The 18,643-nt window shown below is 67.7% G+C and carries 15 protein-coding genes and 1 pseudogene; 5 read left to right on the forward strand and 11 right to left on the reverse strand.

Annotation, left to right across the window (positions count from 1 at the left end):
• Nucleotides 1–36: 36 nt before the first annotated feature.
• From AB0383_RS24020 to AB0383_RS24030, 3 genes are all read right to left on the reverse strand, one after another.
• Complete coding sequence (locus AB0383_RS24020) at nt 37–435, reverse strand: YciI family protein (RefSeq protein ID WP_364176484.1); 399 nt, start codon at nt 433–435, stop codon at nt 37–39.
• A 62-nt stretch (nt 436–497) separates the two neighbouring features.
• Nucleotides 498–1,712: an acyl-CoA dehydrogenase family protein gene (locus AB0383_RS24025; protein WP_366188586.1), complete on the reverse strand. Its 1,215-nt coding sequence runs from the start codon at nt 1,710–1,712 to the stop codon at nt 498–500.
• Between the two features lie 58 nt (nt 1,713–1,770).
• Complete coding sequence (locus tag AB0383_RS24030) at nt 1,771–2,268, reverse strand: flavin reductase family protein (protein WP_366188587.1); 498 nt, start codon at nt 2,266–2,268, stop codon at nt 1,771–1,773.
• A gap of 128 nt (nt 2,269–2,396) precedes the next feature.
• Between AB0383_RS24030 and AB0383_RS24035 the strand changes: the two genes are divergently transcribed.
• Nucleotides 2,397–3,092 carry a GntR family transcriptional regulator gene (locus AB0383_RS24035; protein ID WP_366188588.1) on the forward strand — a complete coding sequence of 232 codons (696 nt, stop codon included), beginning with the start codon at nt 2,397–2,399 and terminating at the stop codon, nt 3,090–3,092.
• A gap of 28 nt (nt 3,093–3,120) precedes the next feature.
• Here AB0383_RS24035 and hisC read toward each other — a convergent pair whose 3' ends face one another.
• From hisC to AB0383_RS24065, 6 genes and pseudogenes are all read right to left on the reverse strand, one after another.
• Nucleotides 3,121–4,215, reverse strand: coding sequence for a histidinol-phosphate transaminase (hisC, locus tag AB0383_RS24040; protein WP_366188589.1), 1,095 nt, complete (start codon nt 4,213–4,215; stop codon nt 3,121–3,123).
• 202 nt (nt 4,216–4,417) lie between these two features.
• On the reverse strand, nt 4,418–4,945 hold the full coding sequence (locus AB0383_RS24045; protein WP_364176474.1) for a hypothetical protein: 528 nt from the start codon (nt 4,943–4,945) through the stop codon (nt 4,418–4,420).
• Nucleotides 4,946–5,810: 865 nt separating this feature from the next.
• A pseudogene (locus AB0383_RS24050) lies at nt 5,811–6,047 on the reverse strand (hypothetical protein); the annotation flags it as partial.
• A 529-nt stretch (nt 6,048–6,576) separates the two neighbouring features.
• The gene (locus tag AB0383_RS24055; RefSeq protein ID WP_364176471.1) at nt 6,577–7,053 is read right to left on the reverse strand and encodes a (2Fe-2S)-binding protein; all 477 of its coding nucleotides are present in this window, start codon (nt 7,051–7,053) and stop codon (nt 6,577–6,579) included.
• 9 nt (nt 7,054–7,062) lie between these two features.
• Nucleotides 7,063–9,393: a molybdopterin cofactor-binding domain-containing protein gene (locus AB0383_RS24060; protein WP_366188590.1), complete on the reverse strand. Its 2,331-nt coding sequence runs from the start codon at nt 9,391–9,393 to the stop codon at nt 7,063–7,065.
• 165 nt (nt 9,394–9,558) lie between these two features.
• Nucleotides 9,559–10,758, reverse strand: a complete 1,200-nt coding sequence (locus AB0383_RS24065; RefSeq protein ID WP_366188591.1) for a helix-turn-helix domain-containing protein — start codon at nt 10,756–10,758, stop codon at nt 9,559–9,561.
• Between the two features lie 599 nt (nt 10,759–11,357).
• On the opposite strand from AB0383_RS24065, the gene AB0383_RS24070 reads away from it, so the two are divergent.
• From AB0383_RS24070 to AB0383_RS24080, 3 genes are read left to right on the forward strand one after another with little or no spacing between them, the layout of a single operon-like run.
• Nucleotides 11,358–12,155 carry a helix-turn-helix transcriptional regulator gene (locus AB0383_RS24070; RefSeq protein ID WP_366188592.1) on the forward strand — a complete coding sequence of 266 codons (798 nt, stop codon included), beginning with the start codon at nt 11,358–11,360 and terminating at the stop codon, nt 12,153–12,155.
• 31 nt (nt 12,156–12,186) lie between these two features.
• Nucleotides 12,187–13,302, forward strand: a complete 1,116-nt coding sequence (locus AB0383_RS24075; RefSeq protein WP_364176460.1) for an exo-alpha-sialidase — start codon at nt 12,187–12,189, stop codon at nt 13,300–13,302.
• On the forward strand, nt 13,299–13,604 hold the full coding sequence (locus tag AB0383_RS24080) for a MoaD/ThiS family protein (protein WP_366188593.1): 306 nt from the start codon (nt 13,299–13,301) through the stop codon (nt 13,602–13,604). Before AB0383_RS24075 ends, AB0383_RS24080 begins: the two co-directional genes overlap by 4 nt.
• 478 nt (nt 13,605–14,082) lie before the next feature.
• Here AB0383_RS24080 and AB0383_RS24085 read toward each other — a convergent pair whose 3' ends face one another.
• Nucleotides 14,083–16,812, reverse strand: coding sequence for a glycosyl hydrolase family 65 protein (locus AB0383_RS24085; RefSeq protein WP_366188594.1), 2,730 nt, complete (start codon nt 16,810–16,812; stop codon nt 14,083–14,085).
• Nucleotides 16,813–17,330: 518 nt separating this feature from the next.
• Between AB0383_RS24085 and AB0383_RS24090 the strand changes: the two genes are divergently transcribed.
• Complete coding sequence (locus AB0383_RS24090) at nt 17,331–17,621, forward strand: hypothetical protein (protein WP_366188595.1); 291 nt, start codon at nt 17,331–17,333, stop codon at nt 17,619–17,621.
• Between the two features lie 254 nt (nt 17,622–17,875).
• On the opposite strand, the gene AB0383_RS24095 is transcribed toward AB0383_RS24090, so the two are convergent.
• Complete coding sequence (locus tag AB0383_RS24095; protein ID WP_366188596.1) at nt 17,876–18,379, reverse strand: DUF6461 domain-containing protein; 504 nt, start codon at nt 18,377–18,379, stop codon at nt 17,876–17,878.
• Between the last annotated feature and the right edge of the window lie 264 nt (nt 18,380–18,643).

Raw genomic sequence — 18,643 nt, forward strand, 5'->3', positions numbered from 1 at the left:
TCACCTCCTTGTCGTCCGACGGCCTCGAGTTCGAGATCAGCCGATTTTCGGTTTGCCGCCCGAGTAGAACAGCTGGACCGAATACGTCCCCTCGTTCAGCAACCACAGGCGGACGCGGAAACTACGGGCACCCGCCTGGTGCATGGGATCGGCCTCGGCGAACTTCGTGGCCTGCTCGAGGGATTCCGCACGGTAGACGAACATCCCCTCGCCGTGCCACTCCTGCAGATCGTCACTGGCGAACGGGCCGGCGGCGAACATGACGCCTTCCCGTTCCATCTTCGTCTGGTACTCGACGTGCGGATCGAGGTTTTCCAAGACCGGGCCGAGCCCGTTCGTCGGGGTCGAAACCACGACGTACAGCTGCTTCGCGAGCAAGCCGTGCGTCTCCGAATACTCGACCAGGTCCTTCCACGGCATTCGTTGTTCTGCCACGGTTTTCACTCCTCTTCGGTTGTTCTTCGCGGCGCGCGGCCGCGGGCCCGCTCTTCCACGGGTCAGACGAGCGGGGTGACGCCTTCGTGGATGCCCAGCAGCGCCCGGCCGTAGACCTCGGCGCTGATCTCGGGATTGCCGACGGCGTGGCGGCTGGCGACCTCGCTGTCGCGCCAGATGCGCTGCATCGGGCTTGATTCGGCAAAGCTCGAAGCGCCGTGCGCGGTCACCAGCTCCCGGATGGCCTCGCGCGCGGTGACGATGGCCTGGCCGACGTCCATCCGCGCTTTCGCCCGCGCGGTGTAGTCGGGGAATACGCCGTTGTGGGCGTTCTCGTCGATCTCCGCCGCGGCGCGGTAGGCCAGCAGGTGCGCGGTGTCGATGAGGTTCGCGGCCTTGGCCACGGCGAGCTGCACCACCGGTGCCTGGGTCTGGTTATCGTAGAAGGTGTAGGAGATTCCGCGCTTGGGGGCCTTTTCCAGCACGAGGTCGAGCGCCGCCTGGGCCAGGCCGAGCTGCGGCCCGGCGAGAATGATCGCGGCACCGGGCACGAACGCCGACCGGTAGAGCGCCTCGTCCGTGAACGGCGTGGCGACGTCACCGACCGTCATCTTGGGCACGGAGATGAACCGGTGCTCCGGGACGAAGACCTCGTCGGCGGCGAGGGTGTTGGAGCCCGTGCCGCGCATGCCGACGACGAACCAGGTGTCCTCGATCGTCAGGTCCGCCATGGGAATGAGGACCATGCCCTGGTCGTAGGACTTGCCCTCACCCTCCACCGGTGGCGTGCCGACCAGCGCCCACTGCGAGTGCAGGCATCCGCTGGCCCAGCCCCACTTGCCGCTCACGACCAGGCCGCCCTCGACCACCCGCGCAGTTCCACTCGCCGCGAACACACCGGCGACCCGGTTGTGCGGGTTCTCCCCCCACACGTCCTGCTGCGCCTGCGCGCTCCAGAGCCCGGTGAACCACGCGCAGACGTTCATCAGGCTGGTCGCCCACGCCGTCGAACCACATCCGCGCGCGAGCTCCCGCGTGACCTCGAGCTTCGTGCGGAAGTCGACCTCGAGACCACCGAAACGGCGCGGCTGCATGATCGAGAGCAGCCCAGCCTCCTCGATCGCCCGGATGTTCTCCTCGGGCACCCGCCGATCGTCCTCCGTCCGCTTCGCGTTCGCCGCCAGCAGCGGAACGAGCTTTCCCGCGCGTTCGACGAGGTCGGCTCGAAGCTGCCGATCCGCCAAGGTCGCGCTCGGCCGATCGAGAATGATGGACATCAAATGCTCCTTTGCTCGGTGGGTTGGAACCGTCGTGGTGATCACGCCGCCGGCGGGCTTACGACGACAGCTCGATCCGGCGCTCGAACCGGGAATGGGTGCCGAACGTCCGGCGTGCGTAGACGAGAGGCGCGGCTTCGGAGACTTCGGACGCGACGACCTGCACGAGCACCAGCACATGATCACCGCCGGGGACGAGCCAGTTCACCGTCCCGACGAGCCACCCGCCCGCGCCGGCGAGCCGCGGCAGCCCGTCGTCCTCGTGCCAGGGCACCCCGGTGAACTTGCCCTCGCCCTGTCCCGCGAAGGCCGCCGCGACGGCTTCCTGCCCGTGTGCCAGGACGTTGACCCCCACCCGCCGGGACTCGCGAACGTGCTGGAGTAACGCCGATCCGTTGTCGAGCGCGAAGCTCACCATCGGGGGCCGCAGGGAAAGCGAAGCGAAGGAACTCACGGTCGTGCCGTGCGGGCGTCCCTCGCCTGTGGTGGTGGTGACCACCGTGACAGGCGCGCAAACCGCACCCATCAGCTCGCGAAACGCTGCTTCGTCCACCATGTAGCGGCCTCCTCGCCGGTCGTCTCAGCAGCTCAGCGTGCTGTAACACCAGACTGGTTCAGGGTTATCAATAAGTCAATACATTTTCGACATTGCCTGTAGACCTCGAACATGGTTGACTTGTGGGTATGGCCCCGACCAAGTCCTCGACCCGGGCCGAGCGCGTGTATCTGGCTTTGCGCAAGGACATCCTCGCCGGCCGCCGGACCCCGGGCAGCCGGCTGCCGTTCGCCGAGCTGTGCAGCACCTACGACGCCAGCATGGGCGTGGTCCGCGAGGCACTGTCACGGCTCACGGCCGAGGGCCTGGTCCAGGCCGAGCCACAGCTCGGATTCCGCACCACACCGGTCTCCATCAAGGACCTCGAGCATCTGACCGAGGCCCGGGTAGCCATCGAGTCGCTCGTCCTCCGCGAAGCGCTCGAACACGGTGGAGTGCAGTGGGAGTCCGACGTCCTCGCCGCGCACCACCGGCTCCAGCAGACCCCGCAGATGGACGCCGATGACCCGGAGCGACTCTCCGACGCTTGGGTCGAAGTGCACGCCGCCTACCACTTGGCGCTACTGTCCGGTTGCCCAAACCCTCGACTGCTGGCGATCGCCCGCTCCCTGCGCGACTCCGCCGAGCTCTACCGCCGCTGGTCCGTGCCGCTCGGCCACGAGCATCGCGACATCGTGAGCGAGCACAAGTCCATATTGGACGCGATCCTCGCCAAGGAGGCCGACGCGGCCGTGGCAATCCTCGTTGAGCACATCCGCCACACGACCCAAGTGCTGCTACGAACCGTCGACGCGCCTGCGACCGGCAGTTCCTCGACAGCCTAGCTCCGCTGGGCCGCTGAGCGTTAACGCTTCACTCTATTGAAGCGTACGATTTCACTGATAACGGCCTTGCCACGCCAAGGAACTCTCGGGCCGCCGCAAGGAAGAGGTCGTTCTCTTCGGCGGCGCCGACAGTAACACGAATCCCTTCGCCGACGAAGGGGCGAACAATGAGCTTGCGGTCGAGCATGTAATCGGTGAAAACCGTGGCGCGCTCAGCCAAGGGAAGCCATACAAAATTTGCCTGACTGGGTGGAACCTCGTAACCCATAGCGATCAGCGAGTCGCGGACACGGTCACGTTCGACAGTGATGCTGCGACAGCGCTCAAACATCTCGTCGCCGGCATCGAGTGACGCAATGGCGGCAACTTGCGCAATAGCGTTCACCGAAAATGTGATGCAGACTTGTCGAAGCGCCTCACATACGACCTCGCTAGCAATGGCGTACCCGATGCGCAAGCCGGCAAGGCCGTAAGCCTTCGAGAAAGTGCGAAGCACAGCGACGTTACTTCGCGCGCGAACGAATTGTACACCGTCCGGAACATTGGCGTCAGTGACGAACTCTTTGTAAGCTTCATCCAGAACGACCAGCACATTTTCCGGAACGGCGTCGATGAAGCGGGCGAGTTCGTCACGATATACAGCCGTACCGGTCGGATTATTCGGATTGCAAATGAAGATCATCTTCGTGCGCGGCGTGATGCCTGCGAGCATCGCATCCAGATCGAGGCCATGCCCTTCAGAGAGAGGAACCGTAACGCTGACGGCATGCGCCACTTGCGTCACAATCGGATACGACTCGAAGGAGCGCCAAGCGAACAGAACCTCGTCGCCCGGACTGCACAGTGCCTGGACTAGCTGCTGGAGCAGCGCTACCGATCCGCAGCCTATTGCAATCTGCGCGACGTCGACATCCAGGTCACGCACGAGCCGCTCCCGCAGAACCTGGGAATCGCCGTCCGGGTATCGGTTGACCGTCGGCGTCAATCGAGAAATCGTCTCTACGACACTGGGCAACGGCCCGTCGGAAATCTCGTTGCTCGCCAGCTTTATCGCGCCGCGAACCGTCCGTCCCGGAATGTACTTCGGCAGAGATTCAAGATCTCGACGAGGAACAACTGGCATCTTCGGCCGTCCTAAGCGATGTCTCGCAACCCGATTCGGGTCTGTTCGTGGTCAATTGTCGGTGATGGTGTGGCGCAGGCGGTCTCAACGTTGCGGCCGGAGTGGATTGCCTCGTTGACAGCGTTGGAACCGAGTCCGTCCGCGGAGAGCCCCCTTGCCTGAAGGCGCCGCGACGCGAACGTTGTCGCCATGCACGCCCGGGTTATCGAGTCTCGCTGAAACCAAACCCGACGCAGCGGGTCTGGCGCGACGATGAGGTCGTCGGTCGCCACGCGGTCGGCAACCCGGAGATCAGCGCCGAGGTATACGGACGCGTATTGCTCGGCTCCACCAGCCCGTGGACGCGAACACCTCTGCCATGCGGTTGACGGGGCGCTCGGCCCACACCTCCTTCTGTGCCTGCTCGCCCCACAGTCCGGTGAACCAGGCACAAACGTTCATCAAGCCGGTGGCGCAGGCGGTGGAACCGAACCCGCGCGCGCTCGCGTGCGACTTCGAGTTTGGTGCGGAAGTCCACCTGCAGCCCACCGAAGCGCTTCGGCTGCATAATCGAGAACAGCTCCGCGTGCTCGATCGCGGCGAGGTTCTCCTCGGAGATCCGGCGGGTTTCCTCGGTGCAGGCCGCGTTGGCGGCCAAGATCGGGACGAGTTTGTCTGCCCTCTCGACGAGATCGACACGCGCGTCGCGCTCCAGCGAAGTCACCGAGGTCCGATCGAGAACGTAGTCCATCACGCCTCCTTGCTAATGCTGCTCCACGACGGTATCCACGCCGGTCTCCGTTCAGGAGCGCGCTGCGCAATTCGGATGTCAACCATGCGCGAAGCGGACATCCGGGTGCCGCCGGACCGTCGCTTTCGGACCCCGGGCGTTCTCGAGGAAGGAGACGACGGCCGGGTTCGTCCAACCGATCCCCTCCTGTGCCGACCGGCGAACCCGCTGCCTCGAACTCGCCCGGGACGTGGCCGGCACCGAGGCCCAGTTCCAGACGGCCTCCGGTCAGCCGATGGACATCGGCGACGTCGCCGGCAAGGTAGGCGGGAGTGAGGCCGGCGGCGCGGCCTGCTCGACTGCCTCGACAATCCCTGCAGCCCGCTGGTCGTCGCCTCGGCGCCGGGATCGTCACCACTCGCGCACGCCGCTGCCGGGCCGAGTCGGGCCCGCGGAATCCAGGGGTGAGGAACCGGAGCAGGCAGCCGGCGAAGCCGACGATCCGGCTACACCAGGTGGCTCAGCACGTCGGCCTCAAGGAGAGGGACCGTACCAAGCGGCGTACGGTGGACGACAAGATTATTGCTCGATCAGGCAAAGGTATGGACCTGAATTCGGCAAAGTAATCCGTGACATCGACGATGGCGAACCCCGGCAGTCGGTATATTCGATCGATCAGCTTACCGCCGCCCGCGCCGACCGTGATCTGCTGGATTGGTTGCGTCAGCGTCTGCATGCGCGCCGTTGCAGAGCCTTCTCGAACGAGCTCCGATGGGTAGCGCCGTGGACGCAGCTCCTGCGGACATGATTGACCGACAATCACGCGTGGTGCGGGTTATGCGCGATTGTCGCCGGCAGATGTCACGAGCAGCACAACCGCAGAGGCTTAATTGGTACTGCAACGGCAGTGAGGTGAGTGGGTAGCCGGGTCGTTTGTAGTGGCTGAGGCGTGCTTGGTGTTGTCGTCGACGGCGGCAGCGTGACCACGACCAGACGCGGTCGACGACGTCGACGACACGCAGGACGCGTCGGCGAGCATCAACAGAGTGATGTGGGCGTACCGCGGCCGCCAGGACCGGACCTGAGAGTGATCCAGCCCGGTTTCGTTTTTGGCCTGCTGGAAACGGCTTGTCTCGACGTGACGCCGGAATCGGTCGGTCAGTCAGAAGCGGGAGTCAGTCGCCCGTGGCCGGACGTGCTGCTACGTCCCGCGGACCAGCTCGAGGCACTGACCGCCTTCTTCGCAACGGGCCGACCACGCCCCGCTCGATGTGTCGGGCTTCGCTGGTGGTGAGGCCGCGGTCCAGGTCGACTCCGCGGTCGAGGCGGATCGAGCAGTTGAGAGCTCCGTCTTCGTCTTCCCCGCCAATCGCCGAGCCTGCGTCACCCGGGCTCGATCGAAAGCGGTCGCCATTCAGAACCAGGACACAGGCTGTTCCATGACCTCCCCCCAGCGCCGCGGCAACGGCGAGGACGTGGTGATCACCACGTCCTCGCCGACAAGCCCACCGAGCTCGTACTGGACCTGACCGGGACGACATTCTTCTCCTCCGCCGCCCCGGTGCCTTGGCAGACGCCGACCTTCCGCCGGCGTTCGCGTGGCTTGTGCCCAACAGGGGTCATGGTGTGGCACGGCGTCACGCGATCCGGGCTCACATGTTCTTCGCACCCTCCACAATGGCCTCGCGGATGCGGGCATAAGTGCCGCAGCGGCAGATGTTGCGGATCTCGTCGAGGTCGTCGTCGGTGAGGTCGCGGCCGGCGGCGCGGGCCTGGCGGACCTTGGCCACCGCGGCCATGATCTGCCCGGGTTGACAGTAGCCGCACTGCGCGACGTCCTGCCGCAGCCACGCTTCCTGCATCGGGTGCAGGTCCTTGCCCACAGTGGCGGGCAGGCCTTCGATCGTCGTGACCTCGTCGGTGGGAGCGATTTTCGAAACAGGCACCGAGCAGGGGTTGAAGGCCTTGCCGTTGATGTGGCTCGTGCACGCCTTGCAGACGTCGAGCCCACAGCCGTACTTCGGGCCTGTCACGCCGAGGCGGTCGCGCAGCACCCACAGGAGCCGTTCGGTGTCTTCTGCTTCCACCGTGACCTGCTCACCGTTGAGCTTGAAGGTGTGTTGTGGCACGGAGAACTCCTAGTAGGCGTAGTCGAGACCATCGACGGGGGAAGGCGGGGTGGAGGGTTCCAAAGGCAGCGGCTCGAACGAGAGCGTGCCGTGGTTGATCGGGAACGAGGTCGGCATCTTCCCGGTGGCCCGCGCGTACGCGCAAGCGACGGCGGCGAACGATGGCGCGACCGCCAGCTCCCCGGCACCACTCGGGGTGTCCGAGGTGTTCGGCATGATCACGACCCGCGTCTCGACGGGGGTGTTCCACTCGCGCGTGTAGAAGTAGTTGTCCCAGCTGCCTTCGAGCGGGATGCCGTCCTTGATGTGGAGGCTGGAGGTCAGGCACATCGCGATGCCGTCGTTGAGGCCGCCGATCATCTGCGCTTCCAGGCCACGCGGGTTGATCGCGAACCCGGGATCGACCACGACGAGCGCCTTGGTCACGCGCGGCCCGGTCACCGCCTCGCGGACCTTCCGGTTCACCGTCTCCGGGCGGCAGTCGATCTCCACCAGCACCGCCACGGCGCCCTTGTACTCCGCGTGCAACGCGATGCCCTGGGCGGTGCCCGACGGCATCGACCGGCCCCACTCACCGACCTGGACGGCCTTGTCGAGCACCGCGCGCAACCGGGCGTCCTTGAGGAACTCGCGCCGGAACTGCACCGGGTCCTTGCCCATCTTCTTCGCCAGCTGGTCGACCACGAGCTCTTCGGCCGTCACCACGTTCGGCGAGTAGATGTTGCGCATGCTGCCGGTGTTGAACTTCAGCGGGATCTCGTTGAGCAGCTGCGTGGTCACGCCGAAGTTGTATGGCGAAGACTGCGTCAGCTCGAAGATCGACTCCGCGAAGCTCAGGTTGCCCGCGATGGGCAGCTTCGCCGTGGTGGAGGTGAGCATCTCGCCGAGGCCGTGGCTGAACTCCGTCTGAACGCTGGTGTGCCGCTGCTCGAAGCTCACCACGTTGCCGAGGGCGTAGGTGGCGCGCACCCGCGAAACGCACATCGGGTGCACTCGGCCCTGCCGGAAGTCGTCGGTGCGCGACCACATGAGCTTGACCGCTTTGCCCATCTTCTTCGACGCCTCGGCGGCTTCGAGCGCCGCGTCGTGGAACAGGTGCCGGCCGAACGAGCCGCCGCCCTGGGTCACGTGCACGGTGACGGCACTCTGTGGCAGACCCACCGCCTGCGCGATCTGCTGCTGCGCGACGATCGGCACCTTCAAGCACGACCAGATCTCGGCGCGGTCCGAACGGACGTCGGCAATCGCCGAGCCGGTCTCGAGCGGGCTGTTGCTGGCGAACGCGAAGGTGAACTCCGCGTCGAGCGACTGCGTCAGCACTCCCGGCACGACCAGCGGCAGCTGCGCGGCCTTGAGCTTCTTCAGCACGGTCGCGTCGGATTCACCGTCGACGGTGCCAGGACCCCAGTCCACCTTCAGCGCGCGGATGGCGTCGATGCACTGCCCGAACGTCTCGGCCCGCACGGCCACGCCGTGGGAGATCGCCGCGATGTCGGTGACGCCGGGCATTGCCTTGACGTCGGCCTCGTTCTGGATCGAGCGAACCGTGCCGTTGATCGTGGGCGGCCGGGCGACCATCGTCGGCAGAGCGCCGGGGACGTCGTGGTCGAGGGTGTACTTCTTGCGCCCGGTCACGGCCTCGTAGGCGTCGATGCGGTTCTGCGCGGTGCCGAGCACCTTGAAGTCCGCCCGCGACTTGAGCTCCGCCGTGGCGCTGGTGGTCTTCACGGCGGCGGCGGCCTTCGCGAGCGAGCCGTACGACGCCTGCTTGCCGCTGGTGTGGTGGACCATCCCGTCGGCGGTGCGCAGCTCCGACTCGGACACCCCCCACTGAGCGGCGGCCGCCGAGACCAGCCGAGCCCGGGCGATCGCCGAGACGGTGCGGACCGGGGTGAAAATGCTCCGCATCGAGTTGGAGCCGCCCGTGAGCTGGTTCATCAGCAGCTCCGGGCGGGCGTCGGCGAGCGTGACGTCGACCTTCGACAGCGGAATGTCGAGCTCTTCGGCCACCATCATCGCCACCGCGGTGGTCATGCCCTGGCCCACCTCGGTCCGCGGCACCGCGAACGACGCGCGTCCGTCCGTCCCGATCTGGACGCTGATCAGGCCGGACGTGGGTGCGGCGGCGAGGTTCTGCAGGTCACCGAGGTCGAAGAGGTCCTCGGGCTGCGGGAGGGACGGAAGCGCGGCGTCGGCCGCCTGCGGCGCCACACCGGCCTGGGTGATCTGCGCGGCGACGGCGAGCGTCGGTGCCGCCAGCACGAAGCCCAGGAAACGGCGCCGGTCGATGTGCCGCGGCGCCTCCGGCGTGGGCCGGGCGTCGTGGTCCTGCTGTGCCATGGGCGGCGGGTTCCTCTCGAACGACGGTGTCAGAGAAGTGCTCGGAGAATGCGGGGAGTGTTCGGATCGGGCCGCAGTGTTACACAACATCCCTCGCCACGGCCATGCACCGCGTGCCTACGTTTGCCGCAATGTCGTTGGGCGCCGTGCACAACGCGAAGGGAGTCACGACCGCCGGCGGGGCGGCAGAAGCGGGAGGGCGCGCACGACGAGGGCCAGCTCGATCGGGATTTCACCACCCGGCAGACAGCGCCCGGTCAGCGCTTCGATCCGGCGCACGCGGTTGAGCACCGTGTTGCGGTGGCAGTGCAGATCTTGCGCCGCCCGGGTGGCCGATCCGCCGGTCTCGACCCAGGACGCGAGCGTCTGCAGGAGGATCCGCCGCTCCTCATCGGGCAGGTCCAGCAGTCCGCGCAGCCACTGCTGCATCAGGGAGCCGGTGAGCTCCGGCGAACTGAGCAGCAGCGCTTCCGGCAGCCGTTCGGCGAGGCAGACGACTGCCGGCTCACCGTGCGGGACGGTCCGCAACGCGAGCACCGCTTGCCGGTACGCGGTGTGCACTTCGGCCAGTCCATCGACCACCAGCGAGACACCCACCGACCCGCGGACGGCGGGAAGAGCCTTCATCAGCTCCGCGGTTTCGCACCCCGGCAGAGACACCAAGCCCACGAGCGCGTCCGCGCGAACCTGCCACGCCGAGTGGAGGCCCGATTCGTCGAGTTTGCGCCCGAGCGCCTCGGTGAGGTCGCTCGTGGCGAACCGGCCCTCGGCCGCGACGGCCGCGTACGGCCCCTCCACGGGGAGCCGGATGATCCGGCCCGCCTCATAGGCGAACGCCGCGTCGGAAGCCCGGCCTTGCAGCAGGCCCTCCCACAGAGCCGCGCGGCGTTGTTCGTCGGCGCGGACCAGCGCCCGCTCAGCTGCGTGATACGCAGCCGCGACCTGGGACGAGATCGCGTCCACCAGTTCCCAGACGCGGGTCGCGAGGTCGAGCAGATCGTCGGTGTCCGTTTCGTGCTCCGCGCGGGCCTGCGTGATCAGCGCCTGCCAGACCATCCGCCCGCCGATGCGGAACGACCGCAGCAAGTCGTCCAACGGCAGCCGCTGCTGCGCCCGCCGCTGCCCGGTCGCGCGTGCGGCGTCGTAGAACTGCGCGACGCGCTCCGCGTCGTCGCCTTCCTGGCCGACCATCTGCAGCACGCGCTCGAGGTTGTCGTGGCACGACTTCCACAGGTCGGCTTCGGGTACGACGTTGAGCTGCCGGTAGCCCGGGTTCTGCTCGTTGATGACGCGGACAAGCTCATCGGTCAGATCGTCGACCCTGCCCAGCACGCTGCTGGCCAGCATGTGCGCCGCCGCAGGCATGTCCGCCCCCCGAGATCCACCACTGCCACTGCTCGTGTCACCGCTCGACGGCCCGACCCGGGTACGCACCCACAATCCGGCGCCTGGATGCGGAGTCCCCGTCGACTGGTTCCCAGGGAGTATCGGTCAGCGGTTCCACAACCGCAGATCCGGTATGCCGTCAGGAGGCTCCTGCCGCGCTGGGGCGAGCAGGCACACCACGTCGATGAGGACGGTGGCGTCCGGGACGAAGCCGGTTTCCAGACCCCGACGATCACGAGCATCAGGCCGATGGCGGCGGCATCCACGAACGCGCGGAGGCCGCGGATGTAATGCGCCAGGACCGCGCCCTGAACGACGGGCACGGCGAGGTCATGATGGAGTTCTTCGACGTCGGGCAGTCCGCTCCCATCCCTGGGAAACGGCGGCCCGAGGCAACGCGCTTGCCGGCGGCGATGCGCGACCCCGAGCGCGGGTTCGGCGCCGTCGTGATCGGTGAGTCCCAGCGCCCTTCGGAGGCCGAAGCCACATGGTCGAATTGGAAGACGGCTGAGCGCCGAGGTCGCCGGAATTGTCGGGGCCCGGAACTAGCATGGCGGCACATCCGAGGGAGGTGTGCGATGCGGGATGCGGTGCTCGAAGCGGCGCGGTTCCTCGCCGCCGAACGCATGCGGCAGCTCACGCTCGAGGACGTGGCCGACCACGTCCGGTACAGCCCGTTCCACCTGGCGCGCGCGTTCGAGCGGCAGGTCGGCCTGCCGCCGGGCAAGTTCCTCGCCGCGCAACGGTTCCAGCTCGCCAAGGAGCTGCTGCTGGACACCGGCGAAAAGGTCGTCGACATCTGCCACGAGGTCGGGTTCTCCGCGCCCGGCACCTTCACGACACGGTTCACCGCGGCGGTCGGGGTGAGCCCGCACCGGTTCCGGCAGCTGCCCGACCTGCTCGCCGAACACCCGCCGGCTCCGGTCCGGGTGGCCGGCGCGGACTGCGCAGGTGGAGCGGTCACCGGCCGAGCGCTGCTGAGCCCGGCCGCGCTCGCCGCGCTGGACGGCGGCCCGGCGGTCTACGTCGGGCTGTTCGCCGCGCGGGCGGCGCGCGGCATCCCGGTCAGCGGCGCGCTGCTCGGGCCTGACCTGGAGTTCGTGCTCGCCGGCGTGCCGCCCGGCACCTACCGGTTGCTGGCCTGCGCCCTGCCGGCGGCCGCCGATCCGCGCGGACAGCTCGCGCCGAGGGTGCAGGCGGTCGGCTCGGCCCCGCGGCCGGTGCGGATCCGGCCTGGCCCGGTGCCGCTGCGCCAAGACGTCCAACTGGACCTCGCGCCGTCGTGGTCGCCTCCCGTGCTGGTCGCGCTGCCCCCGCTGGCCTCGGCGGGAGCGCAAGAATGGAGAAGCGGCGGCCGTCTCGCGCGAATAGGTTGAGCTGGTCAGGGGACGGAGGCAGGGAGCGGGCATGCCTGGAGTTCGAGTACTGGTCGGCACGCGCAAGGGCGCATTCATCCTCACCGCGGACGAGGACCGCACGCACTGGGAGGTGGACGGACCGCACTTCGGCGGCTGGGAGGTCTACCACCTCGCGGGTTCGCCCGCGGACCCCGAGCGGCTGTACGCGTCGCAGTCCACGTCGTGGTTCGGGCAGCTGATCCAGCGCTCCGACGATGGCGGCAAGACGTGGCGCCAGGTCGACCACGACTTCACCTACGAGGGCGGCGCCGGCGAGCACCTCTGGTACGACGGCACGCCGAAGCCGTGGGAATTCACCCGGATCTGGCACCTGGAGCCGTCGCTCACCGACCCCGACACCGTGTACGCGGGAGCGCAGGACGCCGCGCTGTATCGCAGCACCGACGGCGGGCAGAGCTGGCGGGAACTCACCGGGCTGCGAAAGCACACGTCCGGGCCGGGCTGGCAGCCGGGCGCAGGCGGATTGTGCCTGCACACCATCATCCTGGACCCGCGGAACTCGGAACGAATCTTCGCCGCGATCTCCGCGGCCGGCGCATTCCGCAGCGACGACAGCGGCGAGACCTGGCAGCCGATCAACCGTGGGCTGCACTCCGACGGCATCCCGGACCCGGACGCGGAGGTCGGGCACTGCGTACACCGGATCGCACTGCACCCCTCGCGGCCGGACGTGCTGTTCATGCAGAAACACTGGGACGTGATGCGCTCGGACGACGCCGGGGAACACTGGCGGGAGATCAGCGGCAACCTGCCGAGCGACTTCGGCTTCCCGATCGCGGTGCACCCGCACGAACCGGAGACGGTTTACGTGGTCCCGATCCACAGCGACTCCGAGCACTATCCGCCGGAGGGCAAGCTGCGCGTGTACCGCAGCCGCACCGGCGGCGACGAATGGGAGCCGCTCACCAACGGCCTGCCACAGCAGGACTGCTACGTGAACATCCTGCGCGACGCGATGGCCGTCGACTCCCTCGACGAGGCAGGCATCTACTTCGGCACCACCGGCGGCCAGGTCTACGCGTCCCGCGACGCGGGCGAGAACTGGGCCCCCATTGTGCGGGACCTGCCTGCGGTGTGCTCGGTCGAGGTACAGACCCTGCGATGACGACCGTAGTCCGCGTCAAGCTACCCCCGCACCTGCGCCACCTGGCCAAGGTCGACGGTGAAATCCAGCTGCCGGTCGACGACCCGCCGACGCGCGAGACCCTGCTGGACGCGCTGGAACGCACCTACCCGCAGTTGCGCGGCACCATCCGCGACACGACCACCGGCAAGCGCCGCGCGTTCGTCCGGTTCTTCGCCTGCGAGGAGGACCTGTCGAACACCGCCCCGGACGCCGAACTGCCCGCACTGGTGCGGTCGGGAGCCGAACCGTTCCTGATCATCGGCGCCATGGCAGGCGGCTGACCACGAACCACCAACTGGGGAGGCTTCCTGGCCTCGGTGCGGCCCGGGGGCGCACCGAGGCCAGGGCTCGTTCGGGCTCTTCCCCGCACCAATACCCATACCCGCTCCGGGCGTCACAGCGGCCGAAGTCCTCTCCGGACGCGGCCGTCCCGAACAGCACAGCGATCATCTGATCCTTCGTGTTGTTGAACTGGAACAGCGACCGCGAGACGTGGCGGCAATGCGGCGCATCTCGGAGGATTCGGCCGCACCCACAAGAGCCGAACGAGCCCGGACCTGCCCGTCAATTGCCGTGGAGCAGATCTGGAGCGTTACCGTGAATTCGACGACAGCCAACCGCATCGAATCTCACCCAACGCGCTGTTCGGAAGAACACCCACCGTCATTTCTTCACGTCGAGCTCTGCGGCTGCTCGGCTTCACGGACCTGACCATCGCCCTCGGCCGGAGTCCCTGAGGGGTCCGGCCGAGGGCGATGATCAGGAGCCGCAGTTGGTAGCGTCGCCTGCCGGGTGCCTGGTGGGCATCTGCAGCACGGTCCCGGGCCTGACCTGGCGCACGTCATCGCTGCCGCTGCCGACCCGGACCGGGAGTGGCGGGCCGGAGCGCAAGGTCAGTATCGTCGTTCGGTCGACAACGGACAGGTCGAACGAGCGGCCGTGCCACTTGACCCCGGTGATGTCGACACCCGGCAGTTGCGGCGGCAGGAAGGGATCGACGGTGACGACGTCGGTTCCCCAGCGCAGCCCTGTGAACCCGTAGAGGAACTCCTGCAGGTAACCGCCCTGGCCCGTGGTGAAGTCGAACGCTCCGCCGGTGCGGGTCTCGTACCACTGGTTGAACGGCGCGGCCAGGTACGGGTCCGAGCTGTTGCGCAGGGAGGTGTAGACGTCGCAGCCGGGCGACCCGAGGGCGGCACCCGCGATGGTGGCGATCGCGTCTGTCATGGACGGGCCGTTGAGGTCGGTGCGCTGCTTGTAGTAGTCGAGGTCGTTTTGGGCGAGGCCGCGCGACATCGGCACCGCCAACGGGTACTGCAGCAGCGTGACGTCGGCCTGTTTGACGGTCTGCCCGGAGTACCCGTCGAACTCGGGATGGATGTTCGTCGTGGTGTCGACCGGGATCTTCAGACCGTCAGCGACCTTGCGCCAGGCCGGATCGGCGGTCCGGCCGAGGATGCCCGCGGCGCGGATCGCGATGCGCAACGAGGCTTGCGCCCCGGCGTTGGTGGTCACGCTGTTGTTGACGTTGTCGTGGTACTCGTCCGGACCTTTGACATCGTTGATGGCGTAACCGCCGGCCGGGTCGGGAACGGCACGCGTGGCCCAGTAATCGGCGATGCCCTGCAGCACGGGCCAGGCCTTGTCCCGCAGCCAGGTCTTGTCGCCGGACGCTTCGTAGTACTGCCACTGCGCGAGGGCGACGTCGGAGTTGATGTGGATTTCCTGCTTGCCGTCGGGGGACCAGTCCGGGGTTGTCTCCTTGCCGGTCAGCGCGCTCTGCCAGGGGAACTTCGCGCCCTCGATCGGATGGTCCGGAGTGGACAGTGCCGCAGCAGCGGCCCGGGCCGCAGGCAGGCGCTGCTGCCGGTAGGTGTTCGCGTCGGCGGCGATGTCGGGGTACTGGGCGAGCAGTGCCGGGTACATCCACGTCTCCGTGTCCCAGAACACGTGACCGCTGTAGCCGTCCGAGGACAAACCGCCCGGGCTGGCACTCCAGAGGACCCCCGCGCGCACACTCGCGAGCAGGTAGAACATCGACGCGTGGATCTGCGCGGTCATGGTGGGGTCACCGGGAATCGAGATGCTCGACTGCCACAGGCGTGACCAGGCGTCGCGGTTGCGTGCCAGCGCGCGCTGATAGCCGTCCGCGGCGGCGCGGGCCGCGGTCTTCGCGGCGGCCTGCTGCGGAGTCGCGGCCGCGAGCGGGCGGTCGGTGTCGACGCTGGAGGCGACGCCGACGTACTTGGTGATCTGCAACGGCTGTCCGGCGCGGACCGGCAAAGTCGCTCGCTGTCCGGCACCGCCGTCACCAGGGTCGGCGATCGCCTGGGTGGGAACCGTCTTCCCGTCGACGCGCAGCACTGAGTTCAGCCCGGCGGTGACGAGATTCCCGTTGCTCACGACGGTCTGCGACAGTGTCGCGGTCTTGCCGTCCACGCGCGGGCCCGTCGTCGACGCGTGGTCCAGTCCCCGGCCGTCGAACTCGTCGACAGCGGTGGCCGTTCCGCTCCAGTGCGGGACGGCCCGCACATTCACCGTGCCCAGATGACCCTCCGAGCGGTTGGCGTTGACCTCGTAGGCGAAGCTGGTCGTATCCCCCGCGGGCGAGGTCCAGTCGAACGACGTGGTCAGCACACCGGTGCGCAGGTCCAGCCACTGCCGGTAGTTCGCGGTGGTACCGATCGTGGCGGGAGCGATCTGCGTCGGCGGCTGCGCGCCGTCTGGATACAGCGCGAGGTAGTCGACGTTCACCCGCGCCGTGTCCCCCTCGGCGACGGTGACCTCGAGCGTGTTCGCGCCCGCGTTCAACGTGACCGGCACGGTCACCACCGCCCAGTCGTCCCAGCCGGCCAGGCTGGGTACGGACAGCTGCTGGAGCGTGCCGTTGACGCTGATGTGGATCGTCTGCGGGCTGCCGCTGCCGTTGCCGTACCGCACGGCCAGCGTCGCCGGGCCGGCCGGTGCGTTCCGGATCGGGATGACGTCGGTGCCGCCGACAGTCGGGGTGTTGTTGTTGTTCAGGCCGGCCAAGTAGCTCCCGACGATCGAGCCGGGATGGGAGGACTCGACGAACGCGCCCCCGGAAATCTTCCCGTACGCGGTCGGACACAACTCGCCGAACCCGCAAGACCAATCCCCGAGCCCGTAGACGTCGCCGTCGCGGCCGAACCCGAGCGTGGTCCAGGCCGGCAGGCCCGCTCGCTCCTCTTGCCCCGCGGCGGGGGCGCCGTAGAAGCCGGCGAGCTCGGACTGGGTGACGATGGGCTTGGTGCTGTACCCGTGGCCGGCCGCGGGTACCCGTGCGGCGAGGTAGCCGTTGCCGACGAACGTCGGAGAGTAGTTCTTCGATGTGTCGCTCGTGCTCAGCACCCAGCCGTCGCCACCGCCGGCCGGCCCCGGCACGGGAGCGGCCGAGGCCGGTACCGTCACCAAGCCCAGCATCAGACCGCCGGCCGCCAGCAGGAAGCCCGCCCTGCTCCTGAGCACGCCCGAACGGGAACGGCCCCAGGCCGGCCCACGGCGCGAGGCGCGAGGCCCCGTTCTGCCGGCTCCTGTGTCCTTGCCGTGCATCTTCATCGAAACGGCACCTCCTGGCGACGGGACGCGCGGCGGCGAGACAAGCCGGCCACTCCCTGAGCGGCCTGGCCCGGTTCCGGTACCCACCACGGCACATATGTTGCGGGCAACAACATATAGGCGGGAGGAGGGCTGGTAAAGATACAGAACGGTGGCGACGGAGGTGTCCGGAGTCACCCGCTCGCGCGCAGACGCGTGCCAGATGTGGGCCGCGGCCTCGCGCTGTCAGTCGGCCAAGGTCCGGACCAGGTCGCCCGGTCGCAGGTCGAACCCGCCCATCGCCTCTCGCCGGAGTTCAGGTCCTGCCGGTCGAACCGCCGCTGCGGAAACTCGGCTTCTCGGTACGGGACGGCGTCGACCCCGCGACCGGACGGCCGTACACGATCGCGACGAACGAGCCGGGCACCGAGCGCGCGTGGGGGATGTACGTGATCGACCGCTCGGCGCCGCCGTCGCTGGTCGTCGAGGTGCCGCATCCGGGGTTCGACCTGCGGACGGAGCTGTTCGGGGTCGACCTGTTCCGGCAGGTGCCCGGCGCAGTGCTGCTGGTCGCGGGCGCGCACCGGAAGGCCGACGACAGCCACGCCGACGTCGCACACGAAGAGGATTCGGTGTTCCACGTCGTCGCGGCCGCGCTGGCGGCCCGCGGGCTGCCTACAATCTGCCGTCGCTCATTCGATGTGACTTCACCGTCGGAACAACTCCCAGGTGCGTCATAAAAGACTTCGTCCCGACATTCAATATCGACAGCGTCGAGTTCCCGATCGCCGAAACGCGAGAAGGCGGAAGCATGAACGGACCCGACTGCGCTGAGGAACACGGACGTGGGCGTTGATCTCGGACAGTTGTGCAAGATCAGCAGGTCCAGGACGGCGAAGCGTCCCGGGTCACCACCCGATGAACCGCCGGGGCTGGGAGCCATTCGAACTCGGATGAGTTAGGGCAGCTCCCAACCCCCTCGAGCACGCCACATTCACGAAGATCGTCGACGCCGGCGAGCCACCAGGCCCGCCGAGAGTTCGGCCTCGAGCACCAGGTTTGTATCGGCAACCACCCCCGAAACCTCAGCAGCCAACCGGTACATCTCGTGCCCCCGCAACATCTCGGCGCGTGAGGGATCAATGCCCGACGCACGCATCTCTGTCGCCAGCACGTCCGGATTGCTGCCCGTCCGCGCCACGGGGCTGATCGGATCGAATTGGCACTGTAGCTCTCCGTCGCGCCAGTAAACAAAGCCTTCCAGCCCGGAACCCGTCCGAGAGACCTGGACGGCACGCCTTCCACTCGTGGACAAGCTACGGAGCACCTCTGGCTTCGTCGCAATAAGCGACTCCAACTCCACAACCACAGCCCAGCCGCCAGACTGAGCTATACGAATACCGCTTCGGTCACCACCAGCCAGCACACTCAGCGGCCCAGGCCTCATCGGCACATCAAGTTCCTCAGCAGAAAGGATTCCAAGGATCTCTCCCGGCATGAGCCCTCGACGAACGTCAAGCAAACCATCACCACGGCCGGGTCATCGGCCCACCCGAACGGATCATTCCCCGCGTCCAGCATCCTCAGATCCTAACCAGCAACGGCGAAGCAAGATCGGACGTCTGCGTAGCGATCTCGAAGTACGCGGCGCAGGCCATGACGCGACCACTCAGGGAAACCAACAGCCCGTGCTGGCCGTCGGATCCAAGGGCGATGCGCCCACGTGACCGGAACTGACGACATACGCTGCAGCCGTGATCAA

It is taken from the genome of Amycolatopsis sp. NPDC051373 (assembly GCF_040689465.1).
Taxonomy (GTDB): Bacteria; Actinomycetota; Actinomycetes; order Mycobacteriales; family Pseudonocardiaceae; genus Amycolatopsis.